The following is a 14043-nucleotide window of genomic DNA, read 5'->3' as shown; positions in this document are numbered from 1 at the left end:
AGAATCTCGATCAACAATCTCTGGATTCCGGGTTCTCGCTTTGCGAGCCCCGGAATGACAGGAACGGGTCCGATGGTCGCGCTGCGCGGAAAAGAGATCGACGCTTTCCTCGCCCGCCCTGATGCGGGCCGTCCGATCATCCTGCTCTTCGGTCCCGATGCCGGCCTTGTGCGCGAGCGCGCCGATGCGCTGATCGCTTCAGCCGTCGACGATCCCAACGATCCGTTCTCGCTGGTCAAGCTCGACGGCGACGAGCTCTCCGCCGAGCCCTCGCGCCTCGTCGACGAAGCCATGACGGTGCCGCTGTTCGGCGGCCGCCGCGCCATCCGCGTTCGCGCCGGCTCGCGCAGCTTTGCCAGCGGCATCGAGACGCTGGCCGAGATGAACGTGAAGGATTGCCGCATCGTGATCGAGGCCGGCGAGCTTCGCCCGGAATCGCCACTGCGCAAGTCTTGCGAGCGCGCCAAGACGGCCGTGGCGATCGGCTGCTACCCCGACACTGAGCGCGATCTGGCCAGGCTGATGGAGGACGAGCTCCGTATCGCGAATCTGCGCATCGCGCAGGACGCCCGCGCGGCGCTGATGTCATTTCTCGGCGGTGACCGCCAGGCCTCGCGCAACGAACTGCGCAAGCTGACCCTCTACGCCCACGGCAAGGGCGAGGTCACGCTGGATGACGTGATGGCCGTGGTCGCCGATGCGTCGGAGCTGAAGCTCGATCCGATCGTCGACGGCGCGTTTGCCGGACGACCCGACATCGTCGAGACCGAATTCGCCAAGGCCATGATCGCCGGCACCTATCCCGGCGTGATCATATCCGCCGCGCTGCGGCAGGCTGCGTGGCTGCACAAATCCGCGCTCGCGATCGCCGACGGCACGCCGGCCTCCGCCGTGCTCGACGGCGGCTTTCCACGCCTGCATTTCTCGCGAAAGCCCACAGTCGAAACCGCGCTGCGCAATTTCAGCCCGGCGCGGCTTGCGGCCATCATCGAGCAGCTCGCAACCGCGGCGCTCGACACCCGCAAGCAGTCCACCCTCGCCGCGGCGATAGCCCAGCGCGCACTGATGTCAATCGCCGCGAACGCGAAGCGGCGGGGCTGAGCTCTCTCCGCGTCACTGCGAACGCAACAAAGCAAGGGGCCAAATCCGTCGTCCTGAGGCGCGAGTGGCACGATGCTGCGCATCGTGCCAGGAGCCTCGAAGGATGAAAGGCCGCGCTGCTACAGCCGGGCCGTCGCCCTTCGAGGGCCGCTGAAGAAGCGGCCACTTCAGGATGACGGGTGGAGATCCGTGCCCGCGGCACGGGACAGCGGAGTTACAGCGCGCCCTTGGCGAGCCGCTTCATCACCTCGTCGAGCTGATCGAGGTTGCGGTAGTTGATCTGCACGGAGCCGCCGGGATCACGGTGATTGACGGTGACCTTGAGACCCAGCGCGTCGCTGACGCGCTTTTCGAGGTCGATCGTATCGGGGTCCTTTTCCTTCGCGCCGGCGCGCGCCTTCTGCGGCTTGCGCTCGGGCACGCCCTCTTCATGTGCCAGCGCCTCGGCCTGGCGCACGTTGAGCCCCTCCTCGACGATGCGCTTGGCGGCGGCGAGCGGATCCGGCACGCCGATCAGCGCGCGGGCGTGGCCGGCCGTCAATTCGCCGGTCGCGATATAGGCCTGCACCTCGGCCGGCAGCTTCGTCAGCCGCATCATGTTGGCGACGTGGCTACGGCTCTTGCCGACGACCTTCGCGATGTCGTCCTGGCTGCGTTTGAACTCGTTGGCGAGCGCGTGATAGCCCTGCGCCTCTTCCATCGGGTTGAGGTCTTCACGCTGCACGTTCTCGATGATCGCGAACTCCAGCGCGTCGCTGTCGCTGATGTCGACCGGAACGATCGGCACGTCATGCAGGCCGGCGAGCTGCGAGGCGCGCCAGCGCCGCTCGCCCGCGATGATCTCGTAGCGATCCTGCGCGCCCTTCACCGGACGCACCACGATCGGCTGGATCACGCCGTGCTGCCTGATGGAGTCGGAGAGCTCCTTGAGCTCGGTCTCCGAAAAGGTGCGGCGCGGGTTGCGCGGGTTGGGCTTGATGAATTCGATCGGCACCTTGCGCTGCGCGCGCGGACGATCGACATGCTGAGCCTCGCCGCCGACGTCACCGATCAGACTCGCAAGACCTCGGCCCAGTCGCGAACGCGCTTCGTCGGCCATCGTCAGCTCCCTTGGATTCACGGTGCAGCACTCCAGAACTGAATTTCGAATCGTAGGGTGGGTTAGCGAAGCGTAACCCACCTCCTCTGTTTCCACGGAGATAGACAGTGGTGGGTTACGCCTTCGGCTAACCCACCCTACGTCAATGCGTCGTGCGCAGCTCGCGCTCGCGCTGGATCACTTCGGTGGCCAGCCGTAGGTAGGCTTCGCTGCCGACGCATTTGAGATCGTAGACCAGCACCGGCTTGCCGTAGGACGGCGCTTCGGAGATGCGCACGTTGCGCGGGATCATGGTCTTGTAGACCTTCTCGCCCATGAACTGGCGGACGTCGGCGACGACCTGGTTCGAGAGGTTGTTGCGCGAGTCGAACATGGTCAGCACGATGCCGTGGATCGACAGGTTCGGGTTGAGCGTCGAGCGCACCTGCTCCACCGTCTGCAGCAATTGCGACAGACCCTCGAGCGCGAAGAACTCGCATTGCAGCGGCACCAGGATCGCGTCGGAGGCCGCCATCGCGTTCACCGTGAGCAGGTTGAGCGAGGGCGGGCAGTCGATCAGCACATAGGTGTAGTCGGCGTCCGGCGACACGTTGTTGTTGAGTGCGCCGATGGCGTCGCGCAGCTTGAAGGCGCGGCCGGGCGTGGTGCCGAGCTCGAGCTCGAGGCCGGAGAGATCCATGGTCGAGGGCGCGATATGCAGCCGCGGCACCGCGGTCGAGACCACCGCCTCGCGCAACGCGGCTTCGCCGACCAGAACGTCGTAGGTCGAGCAGGAGCGGTTGCGGCGATCGATGCCGAGGCCGGTGGAGGCGTTGCCCTGCGGATCGAGATCGACGATCAGGACACGCTCGCCGATCGCAGCGAGCGCCGTGCCGAGATTGATCGCTGTGGTTGTCTTCCCAACGCCGCCCTTCTGATTCGCCAGCGCCAGAATGCGCGGGTGGCCATGCGGGACCTCGTTGGTCTCTTGGGCCGGCTGTTCTTGCTGCGGTTCGTCAATCACGCTCATCGAAATTCCCCACTCACCCCTGAACGCCTCACCCGCGTCGTTCGACGGACGTCAGCTCCACGATCCAGCCGTCACCCGTGCGGCTTCGATAGAGCTGAGGTTGAATATTCCAATATTTAGCGGCTTCGGTCAATTCAGCCTCTACATCTTGCCCCTTCGGAAACAACGCCTTTGCGCCTTGGCGCATCAGCGGCTCCGCAAAGCCGATGAGTTGATGTAGCGGAGCCAGTGCGCGCGCGGTGACGCAATCGACGGGGCCGGTGATTCTATCCACATTATCCCCGATCTCAGCGAGATGTACGACTCCCGGAGATGTGGTGACGCGAATCGCTTCGCGCAGGAAAGCCGCCTTCTTGGCGATTCGCTCGACGAGGTGGACGCTCGCGCCCGGCGTCCCCGCCATGGCGCAGGCCAGGACGACGCCGGGAAAGCCGCCGCCGCTGCCGAGGTCGGCCCAGCGTCTTGCGGTCGGCGCGAGATCGATCAGCTGTAGCGAATCGGCGATGTGCCGCGTCCAGAGATGCGGCAAGGTCGAAGGCGCGACCAGATTGGTCTTGGCCTGCCACTCGCGCAGCAGGGCGATGTAGCGATCGAGCCGGGCCTCGGTTTCACGTGAAACGGGAGCAAGCTTGAGCGCCGCGATCTTATCGGCTGCAATGATCGCGTCCAGCGACTGATCGGCGGCGCTGGCCTTGTCGATCTTCGGTCGACCCGGTGTCGAGTCGGAGTGGCGCACGGCGGTGCCCGCTCCGGGTCGTCGCAATAGCGGCCTGTCCCCGCCCGGTCCGCGCTGTTTCACGTGAAACGCCTATGCAATGGCCTTGGAGGTTTTCCGAGCTTCACGGCGCAGATAAGCCGCGAGGATGCCGAGGGCGGCCGGTGTCATGCCATCGATCCGGCCAGCCTGGCCGACGGTGAAGGGGCGGGCTTTCTCCAGCTTTGCCCGAACCTCGTTGGAGAGACCCGGGACCTGCTGGTAATCGACGTCCGAGAGCACCATGCCCTCGTCGCGCCTGAACGCTTCGACGTCGGCGCTCTGGCGCTCCAGATAGACATCGTATTTCGCATCGATCTCGAGATGGGTGGCGATGACCGGATCGATCGCCGCCAGCTCCGGCCAGATCGCGCGGATCTGGCTCCAGCCGATCTCCGGATACGCCATCAGCTCGAAGGCAGACCGGCGCTGGCCATCCCGGTTCAGGGACAGGCCGTGCTTGATCGCCTCGTTCGGGGTGATGGTCAGGGACTTCGACAGCGCCCGGGCTGCGTTCAGGGCATCCATCTTGGTGCGGTGATGCCTGATACGGGCACTGCCGACACATCCCAAGGCGATGCCCTTCTCGGTCAGGCGCTGGTCCGCGTTGTCAGCCCGCAGCGTCAAACGATATTCGGCCCTGGAGGTGAACATCCGATAGGGCTCGCTGATGCCGCGGGTGACGAGGTCATCGATCATGACGCCGAGATAGCCGTCCGCCCGATCGAACACCGTCAGCGCGGCCCCACTGGCGGACAATGCCGCATTCAGCCCAGCCACGATACCCTGCCCGGCGGCCTCTTCATATCCGGTGGTGCCGTTGATCTGCCCGGCCAGGAACAGCCCGCGCAGGCGCTTGGTCTGCAGCGTCGGATCGAGCTCGCGGGGATCGATGTGGTCGTATTCGATGGCATAGCCCGGCCGCACCATCTTCACCCGCTCCAGGCCCGGAATGCTGGCGAGGATCGCAATCTGGACCTCCTCCGGCAGCGAGGTAGAGATGCCGTTGGGATAGACGGTCGTATCGTCCAGCCCTTCAGGCTCCAGGAAGATCTGATGGCCGTCGCGGTCGCCGAAGCGGACGATCTTGTCCTCGATCGAGGGGCAATAGCGCGGGCCGGAGCTCTTGATCTGACCGGAGTACATCGGAGAGCGATGGACGTTCGCCCGGATCACCTTATGGGTCGCGGCCGTGGTCCGGGTGATCCCGCACTGGATCTGCGGGGTCGTAATCCGCTCGGTCAGGACTGAGAACGGCTCCGGCGGCTCGTCCCCGGGCTGCATCTCGACGGCAGACCAGTCGATCGTGGTGCCGTCCAGACGCGGCGGCGTGCCGGTCTTGAGGCGTCCGAGCGTGAAGCCGGCACGTTCGAAGGAGCTTGAAAGGCCCATCGCAGGAGCTTCGCCGACCCGGCCGGCGGGCCAGCTCTTCTCACCGAGATGGATCAGACCGCGGAGGAATGTGCCGGTGGTGACCACAACCGCCCCTGCCCGCAGCTCCCGGCCATCACCCAGGCGAAGACCTGTGACCCGCCCTTCGGTCATGACCAGCTCGTCGGCCTCGCCTTCAATGACGGAAAGGCCCTCGGTCTCCCGGATCGCGGCCTGCATAGCGGCCGCATAGAGCTTCCGGTCCGCCTGGGCTCGCGGACCACGGACGGCCGGCCCCTTCCGCCGATTGAGAACACGAAACTGGATGCCGCCGGCGTCGCCCACGCGACCCATCAGGCCATCGAGAGCATCAACTTCGCGGACGAGATGACCCTTGCCGAGACCACCGATGGCCGGATTGCAGGACATCGCGCCCACAGTCGCGAAACGGTGCGTCACCAGGGCGGTCGCGGCACCCATCCGCGCAGCAGCAGCCGCGGCCTCACAGCCGGCATGGCCGCCGCCGATCACGATGACGTCGAAGCTTGCTCGCTCTGTTCGCATGGTCGGACTTCTATCCCAGAGCGGAAAAAGCCGGAAGTGGAAACTCAGGGCCGGCCGTGTTTCACGTGAAACAAGAGGAGGCCGGCGATAGCGCTTTTCGTGAAACAACCCCATGCACAGTAGAATGAGCGTTGAACGTGTTGTCGTTTCACGACGCCGAGACGAGCGATGGGCCTTGGTAGATTGTGCGGATGCGATCGTGGGCGATCTATCGAGACGGAAATCAGTACCGCGCCGGTCATGTGAGCGGCGAAGCTATCTTGAGAATGCCGAATAGGGACGGTTGGATTACTTCGTCGCAAAGGCCCCTCGCAATAACGAGATCGCGGCCAGCGTCCCTAGCAACGGCTCCTCCTAAGCGCCGATCGGGTAATGAGCGAACGAATCTGAGCCGAATGACCTGCGGTGTTTCACGTGAAACAGATGGGAATCCCTATTTCACGTGAAACACAAGGAATGGAACAAATCCTAGTTCTACAATGAAGAACTAGCCCTACTTTCCGATGCAGAACTTCTGGAAGATCGCCCCGAGGACGTCCTCAACGTCCACCCGACCCAGCAGCCGGCCTAGAGAATAGGCCGCAGCACGCAGCTCTTCGGCCGCCAGCTCTTCGCCCTCTTCTACAAGCTCCAGACTCCGGCGCAAGCTGTCCGACGCCTGACGCAGCAAATCGCGCTGCCGCGCCCGGGTCACCAAGGCGCCTTCCGTCGTCCCGAAGAAGTTGGCGGCGAACATTACGAGGGCCTCGACCAGTTCCGGAATGCCGTCGCCCCGGCTCGCGGAGATCGGGAACTCGCCCGGCGGCACGGGGCCCTCGCGCCCACCGAGATCGATCTTGTTGCGGACGATCCAGACCGAGCCGCCCGGCGAAACATTTTCGTCGCCGGATATCCGAAGCGAGCGCATGGATTCCGGGTCGACAGCTTGCCCGCTCTCCACCAGCCACAGCACCAGGTCGGCGTCCCCGGCTCGCGCACGCGCCCGACGCACGCCCTCCTGCTCCACGGGATCATTGGTCTCGCGAATACCGGCGGTGTCGATGACAGTGACGGGGTAGCCGTCGAGATCGAGCTGCACCTCGATCACGTCGCGCGTGGTTCCGGCATGCGGCGAGACGATCGCGACCTCGCGCCGCGCGAGCTGGTTGATCAAGGTCGACTTGCCGACATTCGGCTCGCCCGCGATCGCGACCACCAGACCGTCACGCAGACGTTCAGCTTGTCCCTGTGCCGCCAGGACTTTCGAGATTTCGTCATGCAGGGCCTGGATTGCCCTGACTGCCGGCGCCTTCAATTCGGCCGGCACGTCGCCTTCGTCGGAAAAATCGATGCCCGCCTCGATCAGCGCGGACGCCTCGATGATGCGTTCGCGCCAGTCACGCGCGTGATCGCCGAGGAGACCCTGCAACTGGCGCAACGCCTGGCGCCGTTGCCGGTCGGTGTCAGCGTGGATGAGATCGTCGAGACCCTCGGCCTCGGTGAGGTCGAGCTTGCCGTTCTCGAACGCGCGCCGTGTGAACTCTCCGGGCTCAGCGGCGCGGGTATTCGGGATATTCGAAATTGCAGCGAGGAGCGCCGCAAGCACCGCGCGTCCGCCATGGACGTGAAACTCGGCGACGTCCTCGCCGGTCGCGCTGGCCGGTCCTGGAAACCAGAGCACCACCGCGTCGTCGATCGGCTGGCCCGCGCCGTCCCGGAGCAGCCGGCGGCTTGCCTGCCTCGGTGCCGGCAGCTGGCCCGCAAGCGTTGTCAGCACCAGTCCGGCTTGCGATCCAGAGACGCGCACCACGGCGATCGCACTCGGTGTCCGGCCGGATGACAACGCAAAAATGGTCTGGTCTTGCGGATGCATGGCCTATTTGTCCGGCTCATACTGAAAACGCAAACATCCGTTTCAGCCGGCGCGAGGCAGAACTTTACTGCACCAGATCTCGCAACGATGAACATATTGCAGTGCAATACAATTGCAGCATTTTTTGCTGCAAGAATGTCTCCTCGCACGGAGACCAGGCCGAACAAAATTCAAGTATTATTTCGAAATCTCAATAGAGTAGATGAAAGCGAGGTGAGGTGGCGAGCCACCCCTATCATGCTGCAGCTTCGCTGCAGCAAAGCCGCAGAACAAAAGGGCGCCCGAAGGCGCCCTCTAATCCCTTGCTGCAGTGCACTCAGGTATTCATCGACTCGAAGAACTCCGAGTTGCTCTTGGTCGAGCGGAGCTTGTCGAGCAGGAAGTCGATCGCGTCCATCGTGCCCATCGGATTGAGGATGCGGCGGAGCACGTACATCTTCTTGAGCACCTGCGGATCGGTGATGAGCTCCTCCTTGCGGGTTCCGGAACGCGAGATGTCGATCGCCGGGAAGGTGCGCTTGTCCGACACCTTGCGGTCCAGGATCAGTTCCGAGTTACCGGTGCCCTTGAACTCTTCGAAGATGACTTCGTCCATGCGGCTGCCGGTATCGACCAGGGCAGTCGCGATGATGGTCAGCGAGCCGCCCTCCTCGATGTTGCGGGCGGCGCCGAAGAACCGCTTCGGGCGCTGGAGCGCGTTGGCGTCGACACCGCCGGTCAGCACCTTGCCGGATGACGGCACCACGGTGTTGTAGGCGCGGCCGAGGCGGGTGATCGAATCGAGCAGGATCACGACGTCGCGGCCGTGCTCGACCAGGCGCTTGGCCTTCTCGATCACCATCTCCGCGACCTGGACGTGGCGCACCGCCGGCTCGTCGAAGGTGGAGGACACGACCTCGCCCTTCACCGAACGCTGCATGTCCGTGACTTCTTCCGGACGCTCGTCGATCAGAAGCACGATCAGATAGCATTCGGGATGATTGTGCGTGATCGAATGCGCGATGTTCTGCATCAGCACGGTCTTGCCGGTACGCGGCGGCGCCACGATCAATGCGCGCTGGCCCTTGCCGATCGGCGCGACGATGTCGATCACGCGTGCAGACAGGTCTTTTCGCGTGGGATCGTCGATTTCCATGCGGAAGCGCTGATTAGGAAACAGCGGCGTGAGGTTGTCGAAATTGACCTTGTGCTTGGCCTTTTCCGGGTCCTCGAAATTGAGCGTGTTGACCTTCAGCAGCGCGAAATAGCGCTCGCCCTCTTTCGGGCTGCGGATATGGCCTTCGATGGTGTCGCCGGTGCGCAGGCCAAAACGGCGGATCTGCGAGGGCGACACGTAGATGTCGTCGGGGCCCGGCAGATAATTCGCATCGGGCGAGCGGAGGAAGCCGAAGCCGTCGGAGAGCACCTCGACGACGCCTTCGCCGACGATGTCGGTCTCGGCGAGCGAGAGCTGCTTGAGGATGGCGAACAGCAGCTCCTGCTTGCGCATGGTGCTGGCGTTCTCGACCCCGTTCTCTTCAGCGAAGGAGACGAGCTCAGCCGGGGTTTTCGACTTGAGGTCCTGGAGTTTGATTTCCCGCATTGGGGTGGTCCTGTGGGGTAGCCTTAGAAGAGGGGGATGCGAGGAGGCTCTGAAATGCGGACGCGAGAAGGTAAGGTCCGCAGGACTGGCAAGGTGAGCGCCGGGAGGCTTCAAACCTGATGCGGTATCCGGCTTCTGGAAAGCCCGGACACAACCACATCCGCCTGCGTTGGGTGGGATGTCGGTAATATAGAAAATCGCTTCCTGCTCCGCAAGCCGAAGCGCTGAGCGAATCGTCGGCGCGATGCCTAGAACGGCTTCACGATCACCATGATGACGATGAAGATCATCAGAACGGTCGGCACCTCATTGATTATGCGATAGAATTTCTGGCTCCGCGGGCGCCGGTCGGCGGCGAAATCCTTCAGCCAACGGGAAAAAAAGCCGTGGACCGCGGACATCGCCAGGACCAATGCCAGTTTTACGTGCAACCAGGGCGATGCGAACCAATGGCCGGACCACGCGAGATAGAGACCGGCCAGCCAGGTCACGATCATCGCCGGGTTGATGATCGCCTTGAGCAACCGGCGTTCCATGACCTTGAACGTTTCCGACTGCTTCGAGCCGATCTCAGCCTCGCAATGATAAACGAACAGCCGCGGCAGATAGAGCATGCCAGCCATCCAGGAGATGACCGCGATCACGTGCAGCGCCTTGATCCACTCGTACATTCCGGCAGCCTTCCGTGTCTTGCCTTGCGCGTTTTCTGGACGCGAACAGGGATCCATGTCGTTCGAACGCGCCCTGTCTCACCGGACAGTGGATGGAACGAGCTCGGTAAGAATTCATTCATAGATTTGGGTGCACACACATATCCGCGTGCTCGGCTCTTCTAAACCTAAAAATTTTAGAATCTTAAGGTTTGAGTCTTAGTGACCGTGGATTGGACTCACACAATTCCGTCCGCCGCTTCGCACGCGCTTGTTCACATCCATCAACATATCCTGCGCGGCCTCGAGCCGTTCGGATAAGCCGCCCGGACTCAAGAGCTTGCGGTTCCCCGTCGGCAGCTTATCAAGAGGGTTATCCGCGCAATCCCGCTCGTCTCGTCGGAGGGGGCCGGACTTGTCCTGACGGGCACTGGTGTGAAGAAAATTGGCCGTTGTCCCGCCCCTGGTGTCGCACATCCCTTTCCAAGGGGTTAAGCTCCACAGAAATCCACAAACCACCCCGCCCTCATACAAAGAGTTTCTGTGCCGACCTCGAACAATTATTTCCATCTGCATCTGGTCTCGGACTCCACGGGTGAGACGCTCATCACCGTGGCGCGCGCGGTCGCGGCCCAATACGCCAACGTGACGCCCGTCGAGCACGTCTATCCGCTGGTGCGCAGCCAGAAGCAGCTCGACCGTGTGCTCGATGAGATCGAGGAAGCACCGGGAATCGTGCTGTTCACGCTGCTCGAAAAGGATCTGGTCGCCAGGCTCGAGGACAAGTGCAAGCAGATCAACGTTCCGAGCCTGTCGATCATCGGCCCGGTGATGCAGCTGTTCGAAGCCTATCTCGGCGCTGCGACCACGGGACGGGTCGGCGCCCAGCACGTCCTCAACGCGGAATATTTCAAGCGCATCGACGCGTTGAACTACACGATGATTCATGACGATGGTCAGCACGTCGAAGGTCTCGACGAGGCCGACGTGGTGCTGGTCGGCGTGTCCCGGACGTCGAAGACGCCGACCTCGATCTATCTCGCCAATCGCGGCATCCGCACCGCCAACGTGCCGCTGGTTCCAGGCATTCCGGTGCCCTCGCAACTGGAGACGCTGACGCGGCCGCTGGTCGTCAGCCTGCACGCGACGCCGGAACGCCTGATCCAGATCCGGCAGAATCGCCTGCTCTCCATGGGCGCTGAATCCGGCAGCGGCAGCGACACCTATACCGACAAGCAGTCGGTCACCGAGGAAGTCGCGTTCGCTCGCAAGCTCAGCGCCAAGCACGACTGGCCGCTGCTCGACGTCACGCGCCGCTCGATCGAGGAAACCGCGGCGGCGATCATGAAGCTCTATAGTGATCGCCAGCGCAACCGGCCCTCGGAATAGCTTCCGCCATGGCTCTGTGGCGCGGCACATCTCCGTTGATCCTGGCCTCACAAAGTAGCGCGCGCAAAATGCTGCTGGCCAATGCCGGGCTCGAATTCGAGGCCGTGACGGCTGATATCGACGAGCGCGGCATTCAGGCCGCATCGAGACTCTCGAACCCGCGCGAGATCGCCCTGTTGTTGGCGCGAGAAAAGGCCAGGGCGGTTTCGGCGGGTCATCCAGGAAGATACGTGATCGGTGCCGATCAGACACTGGCCCTTGGAATGCGTCTCTTCAACAAGCCCGCAGGCCGCGCCCAGGCGCTGGCGCAATTGCGCGATCTCGCCGGCAGGAGCCACGAGCTGAATTCGGCCGTGGCCGTGGCGCGTGACGGCAAGATTGTTTTCGAGGACGTGTCGGTCGCCCGCATGACCATGCGAGAGACGACCGAGGCCGAGCTTTCGGCCTATCTCGCCGCCGCTGGCGATGCCGTCACGACCAGCGTCGGCGCCTATCAGCTCGAGGGCCTCGGCATCCATCTGTTCGAGCGGATCGAGGGCGATCATTTCACCATTCTCGGCCTGCCACTGCTGCCGCTGCTTGCGTTCCTGCGCCGCGAGCGGCTAGTTGCAGTGTGACTGACAGACATGGCTATGGCTTGATGCGGATCCTCGGACTGACCGGCTCGATCGGAATGGGCAAATCCACCACCGCGAAACTATTCGCGGAGGCTGGTGTGCCCGTCTACGATGCGGATGCCGCCGTGCATCAGCTCTATGAAGGCGAAGCGGCTCCCGCGATCGAGGCTGCCTTCCCCGGCACTACCGTCAACGGCAAGGTCGACCGCACAAAACTGTCGGCGCGCGTCGTGCACGATCCTGCCGCGATCAAGCAGCTCGAGCAGATCGTTCATCCGATGCTGGGCGCCTCCCGGCAGAGATTCTTCGCCGACGCCGAGGCCGCCAAGGCGCCGGTCGTGGTGCTGGACATCCCGTTGCTGTTCGAGACCGGCGGCGACAAGCGGGTGGACGCCGTGGTCGTGGTCTCGACGTCGCCGGAGCTCCAGCGCCAGCGGGTGCTGGCGCGCGGCACCATGGACGAAGCCAAGCTCGACGCCATCATCGCCAAGCAGACGCCGGATGCCGAAAAGCGCCGGCGTGCCGATTTCGTGGTGGATACGTCACATGGTCTTGAGCCGGTGCGGGCGCAAATCGCGCACATTCTGGCCGAGGTCGTTAAGATGCCGCAGCGGCGAGCCTGATTCGCCGTCTCACACGGCGACCAAGACATGCGCGAAATCGTCCTCGACACCGAAACGACCGGCCTCGATCCGCTCCGCGGCGACCGACTCGTCGAAATCGGTTGCGTCGAGATCCTCAACCGCATGCCGACGGGACAGACCTTTCACGTCTACATCAACCCCGAACGGGACATGCCGGCGGAAGCGTTCGCGGTGCACGGATTGTCGTCCGAATTCCTGGCGACGAAACCATTGTTCCAAGAGGTCGCCGACGAGTTTCTGGAGTTCATCGGCGACGCCCCGCTGGTGATCCACAACGCCTCGTTCGACATCGGCTTCATCAATGCCGAGCTTGACCGCATCAAGCGCGCCGCGATCCCGCGCGAGCGGTTGGTGGACACACTGCTGCTGGCGCGCCGCAAGCATCCCGGCGTGTCCAACCGGCTCGACGATCTCTGCTCGCGCTATGCGATCGACAATTCACGCCGCACCAAACACGGCGCATTGCTGGACGCAGAGCTGCTGGCCGAAGTCTATGTCGATCTGGTCGGGGCGCGACAGTCTCAGCTGTTGCTGGCTTCGGACACCCAGGAGATCCGCGTCAATGCGGGCGGCGATGCGCCGCGGCGGCAGCGCCCGGTGCCGCTGGCGCCGCGGATTTCGGAGGCCGAGCGAGAGGCCCATCGGGCCTTCATCGCGACACTCGGCGACAAGGCGATCTGGAACGAGTACCTGCCCGCTCCAGCCGCCGTGGCGGTCGGTCAGGCCTGACCGGCTTGACCTTGAGCGGCCATTTGCCGCTCCATGTTCTGGCGATAGAGACCGACGAAGTCGACCGGATCCAGCATCAGGGGCGGGAACCCGCCGTCGCGCACCGCGGTCGCGATGATCTCGCGGGCAAACGGGAACAACAGGCGCGGGCACTCGATCATGACCAGCGGATGCAGGTTCTCCTTGGGCACGTTGACGATCCGGAACACGCCGGCATAGGCGAGCTCGAACGAGAACATCACCTTGCCTGCGGTTTCGGCCTTGCCCTCGACCGACAACGTCACCTCGAACTCCTGTTCGCTGAGATTGTTGGCGTTGACGTTGATCTGGATGTTGATCTGCGGCGCCTGGCTCTGCTGCTGGAGCGAGCCCGGTGCGTTCGGATTTTCGAACGAGAGGTCCTTGGTATATTGCGCCAGCACGTTGAGCTGGGGAGCCTGGGCCGCCTCGGGAGGGGTGCCGTTACCGTTGGTCATGAAAGTCTCTCCTTACCCGATTGGGGCTGAATTTCGCGGCGGTTGGCTAACATAGGGCCGCCTCGTTCCACAAGGACGAACGGTCCCGGATCGGGAATTCGGAACGCCCCCGTATCCTGGACGTTCGTCCGGCCTTTTCCGCGAAATTGCGCCTTAAATGATTGAAGCTGCGCGATTTCCCGGCAGGATCGGGTTTCCCCTTAGGC

13 protein-coding genes are annotated in these 14043 nt (G+C 63.5%); 5 read left to right on the top strand and 8 right to left on the bottom strand.

Annotated features, from left to right (window positions below; translation table 11 throughout):
- Nucleotides 1-72 precede the first annotated feature (72 nt).
- Nucleotides 73-1101 carry a DNA polymerase III subunit delta gene (holA, locus tag EDE08_RS20360; protein WP_131870689.1) on the top strand — a complete coding sequence of 343 codons (1029 nt, stop codon included), beginning with the start codon at nt 73-75 and terminating at the stop codon, nt 1099-1101.
- Between the two features lie 214 nt (nt 1102-1315).
- On the opposite strand, the gene EDE08_RS20355 is transcribed toward holA, so the two are convergent.
- From EDE08_RS20355 to hemJ, 7 genes are all read right to left on the bottom strand, one after another.
- Nucleotides 1316-2200: a ParB/RepB/Spo0J family partition protein gene (locus tag EDE08_RS20355; RefSeq protein ID WP_028181373.1), complete on the bottom strand. Its 885-nt coding sequence runs from the start codon at nt 2198-2200 to the stop codon at nt 1316-1318.
- A 142-nt stretch (nt 2201-2342) separates the two neighbouring features.
- Nucleotides 2343-3209 (bottom strand): ParA family protein, encoded by an 867-nt coding sequence (locus tag EDE08_RS20350; protein WP_061880052.1) that lies wholly within the window; start codon nt 3207-3209, stop codon nt 2343-2345.
- Between the two features lie 28 nt (nt 3210-3237).
- Nucleotides 3238-3879, bottom strand: coding sequence for a 16S rRNA (guanine(527)-N(7))-methyltransferase RsmG (gene rsmG / locus EDE08_RS20345; RefSeq protein WP_207913049.1), 642 nt, complete (start codon nt 3877-3879; stop codon nt 3238-3240).
- Nucleotides 3880-4017: 138 nt separating this feature from the next.
- Nucleotides 4018-5898: a tRNA uridine-5-carboxymethylaminomethyl(34) synthesis enzyme MnmG gene (gene mnmG / locus EDE08_RS20340; RefSeq protein ID WP_131870608.1), complete on the bottom strand. Its 1881-nt coding sequence runs from the start codon at nt 5896-5898 to the stop codon at nt 4018-4020.
- A gap of 493 nt (nt 5899-6391) precedes the next feature.
- Nucleotides 6392-7750 (bottom strand): tRNA uridine-5-carboxymethylaminomethyl(34) synthesis GTPase MnmE, encoded by a 1359-nt coding sequence (gene mnmE / locus EDE08_RS20335; RefSeq protein ID WP_131870607.1) that lies wholly within the window; start codon nt 7748-7750, stop codon nt 6392-6394.
- A 316-nt stretch (nt 7751-8066) separates the two neighbouring features.
- Nucleotides 8067-9332: a transcription termination factor Rho gene (gene rho / locus EDE08_RS20330; RefSeq protein WP_061023673.1), complete on the bottom strand. Its 1266-nt coding sequence runs from the start codon at nt 9330-9332 to the stop codon at nt 8067-8069.
- Nucleotides 9333-9580: 248 nt separating this feature from the next.
- Complete coding sequence (hemJ, locus tag EDE08_RS20325; RefSeq protein ID WP_028181379.1) at nt 9581-10003, bottom strand: protoporphyrinogen oxidase HemJ; 423 nt, start codon at nt 10001-10003, stop codon at nt 9581-9583.
- Nucleotides 10004-10525: 522 nt separating this feature from the next.
- Here hemJ and EDE08_RS20315 point away from each other — a divergent pair.
- From EDE08_RS20315 to dnaQ, 4 genes are read left to right on the top strand one after another with little or no spacing between them, the layout of a single operon-like run.
- A complete protein-coding gene (locus EDE08_RS20315) occupies nt 10526-11371 on the top strand; it encodes a pyruvate, water dikinase regulatory protein (protein WP_061880046.1) in 846 nt (281 codons plus the stop codon).
- An 8-nt stretch (nt 11372-11379) separates the two neighbouring features.
- A complete protein-coding gene (locus EDE08_RS20310) occupies nt 11380-11988 on the top strand; it encodes a Maf family nucleotide pyrophosphatase (RefSeq protein WP_131870605.1) in 609 nt (202 codons plus the stop codon).
- A 23-nt stretch (nt 11989-12011) separates the two neighbouring features.
- Nucleotides 12012-12611 (top strand): dephospho-CoA kinase, encoded by a 600-nt coding sequence (gene coaE / locus EDE08_RS20305; protein WP_061880044.1) that lies wholly within the window; start codon nt 12012-12014, stop codon nt 12609-12611.
- A gap of 27 nt (nt 12612-12638) precedes the next feature.
- The gene (dnaQ, locus tag EDE08_RS20300) at nt 12639-13361 is read left to right on the top strand and encodes a DNA polymerase III subunit epsilon (RefSeq protein ID WP_131870604.1); all 723 of its coding nucleotides are present in this window, start codon (nt 12639-12641) and stop codon (nt 13359-13361) included.
- Here the strand turns inward: dnaQ and secB are convergent.
- On the bottom strand, nt 13352-13837 hold the full coding sequence (gene secB, locus EDE08_RS20295) for a protein-export chaperone SecB (protein WP_131870603.1): 486 nt from the start codon (nt 13835-13837) through the stop codon (nt 13352-13354). The genes dnaQ and secB overlap by 10 nt on opposite strands.
- Between the last annotated feature and the right edge of the window lie 206 nt (nt 13838-14043).

The sequence above is a fragment of the Bradyrhizobium sp. R2.2-H genome, from assembly GCF_004346455.1.
Lineage (GTDB): Bacteria > Pseudomonadota > Alphaproteobacteria > Rhizobiales > Xanthobacteraceae > Bradyrhizobium > Bradyrhizobium diversitatis.
This window is presented reverse-complemented; position numbering and strand designations above follow the sequence as displayed.

Bases quoted from the DNA above. Each gene is read 5' to 3' on its own strand.
- holA (WP_131870689.1), top strand. From the start codon at position 73: ATGGTCGCGCTGCGCGGAAAAGAGATCGACGCTTTCCTCGCCCGCCCT.
- EDE08_RS20355 (WP_028181373.1), bottom strand. From the start codon at position 2,200: ATGGCCGACGAAGCGCGTTCGCGACTGGGCCGAGGTCTTGCGAGTCTG.
- EDE08_RS20350 (WP_061880052.1), bottom strand. From the start codon at position 3,209: ATGAGCGTGATTGACGAACCGCAGCAAGAACAGCCGGCCCAAGAGACC.
- mnmG (WP_131870608.1), bottom strand. From the start codon at position 5,898: ATGCGAACAGAGCGAGCAAGCTTCGACGTCATCGTGATCGGCGGCGGC.
- mnmE (WP_131870607.1), bottom strand. From the start codon at position 7,750: ATGCATCCGCAAGACCAGACCATTTTTGCGTTGTCATCCGGCCGGACA.
- rho (WP_061023673.1), bottom strand. From the start codon at position 9,332: ATGCGGGAAATCAAACTCCAGGACCTCAAGTCGAAAACCCCGGCTGAG.
- hemJ (WP_028181379.1), bottom strand. From the start codon at position 10,003: ATGTACGAGTGGATCAAGGCGCTGCACGTGATCGCGGTCATCTCCTGG.
- EDE08_RS20310 (WP_131870605.1), top strand. From the start codon at position 11,380: ATGGCTCTGTGGCGCGGCACATCTCCGTTGATCCTGGCCTCACAAAGT.
- coaE (WP_061880044.1), top strand. From the start codon at position 12,012: ATGCGGATCCTCGGACTGACCGGCTCGATCGGAATGGGCAAATCCACC.
- dnaQ (WP_131870604.1), top strand. From the start codon at position 12,639: ATGCGCGAAATCGTCCTCGACACCGAAACGACCGGCCTCGATCCGCTC.
- secB (WP_131870603.1), bottom strand. From the start codon at position 13,837: ATGACCAACGGTAACGGCACCCCTCCCGAGGCGGCCCAGGCTCCCCAG.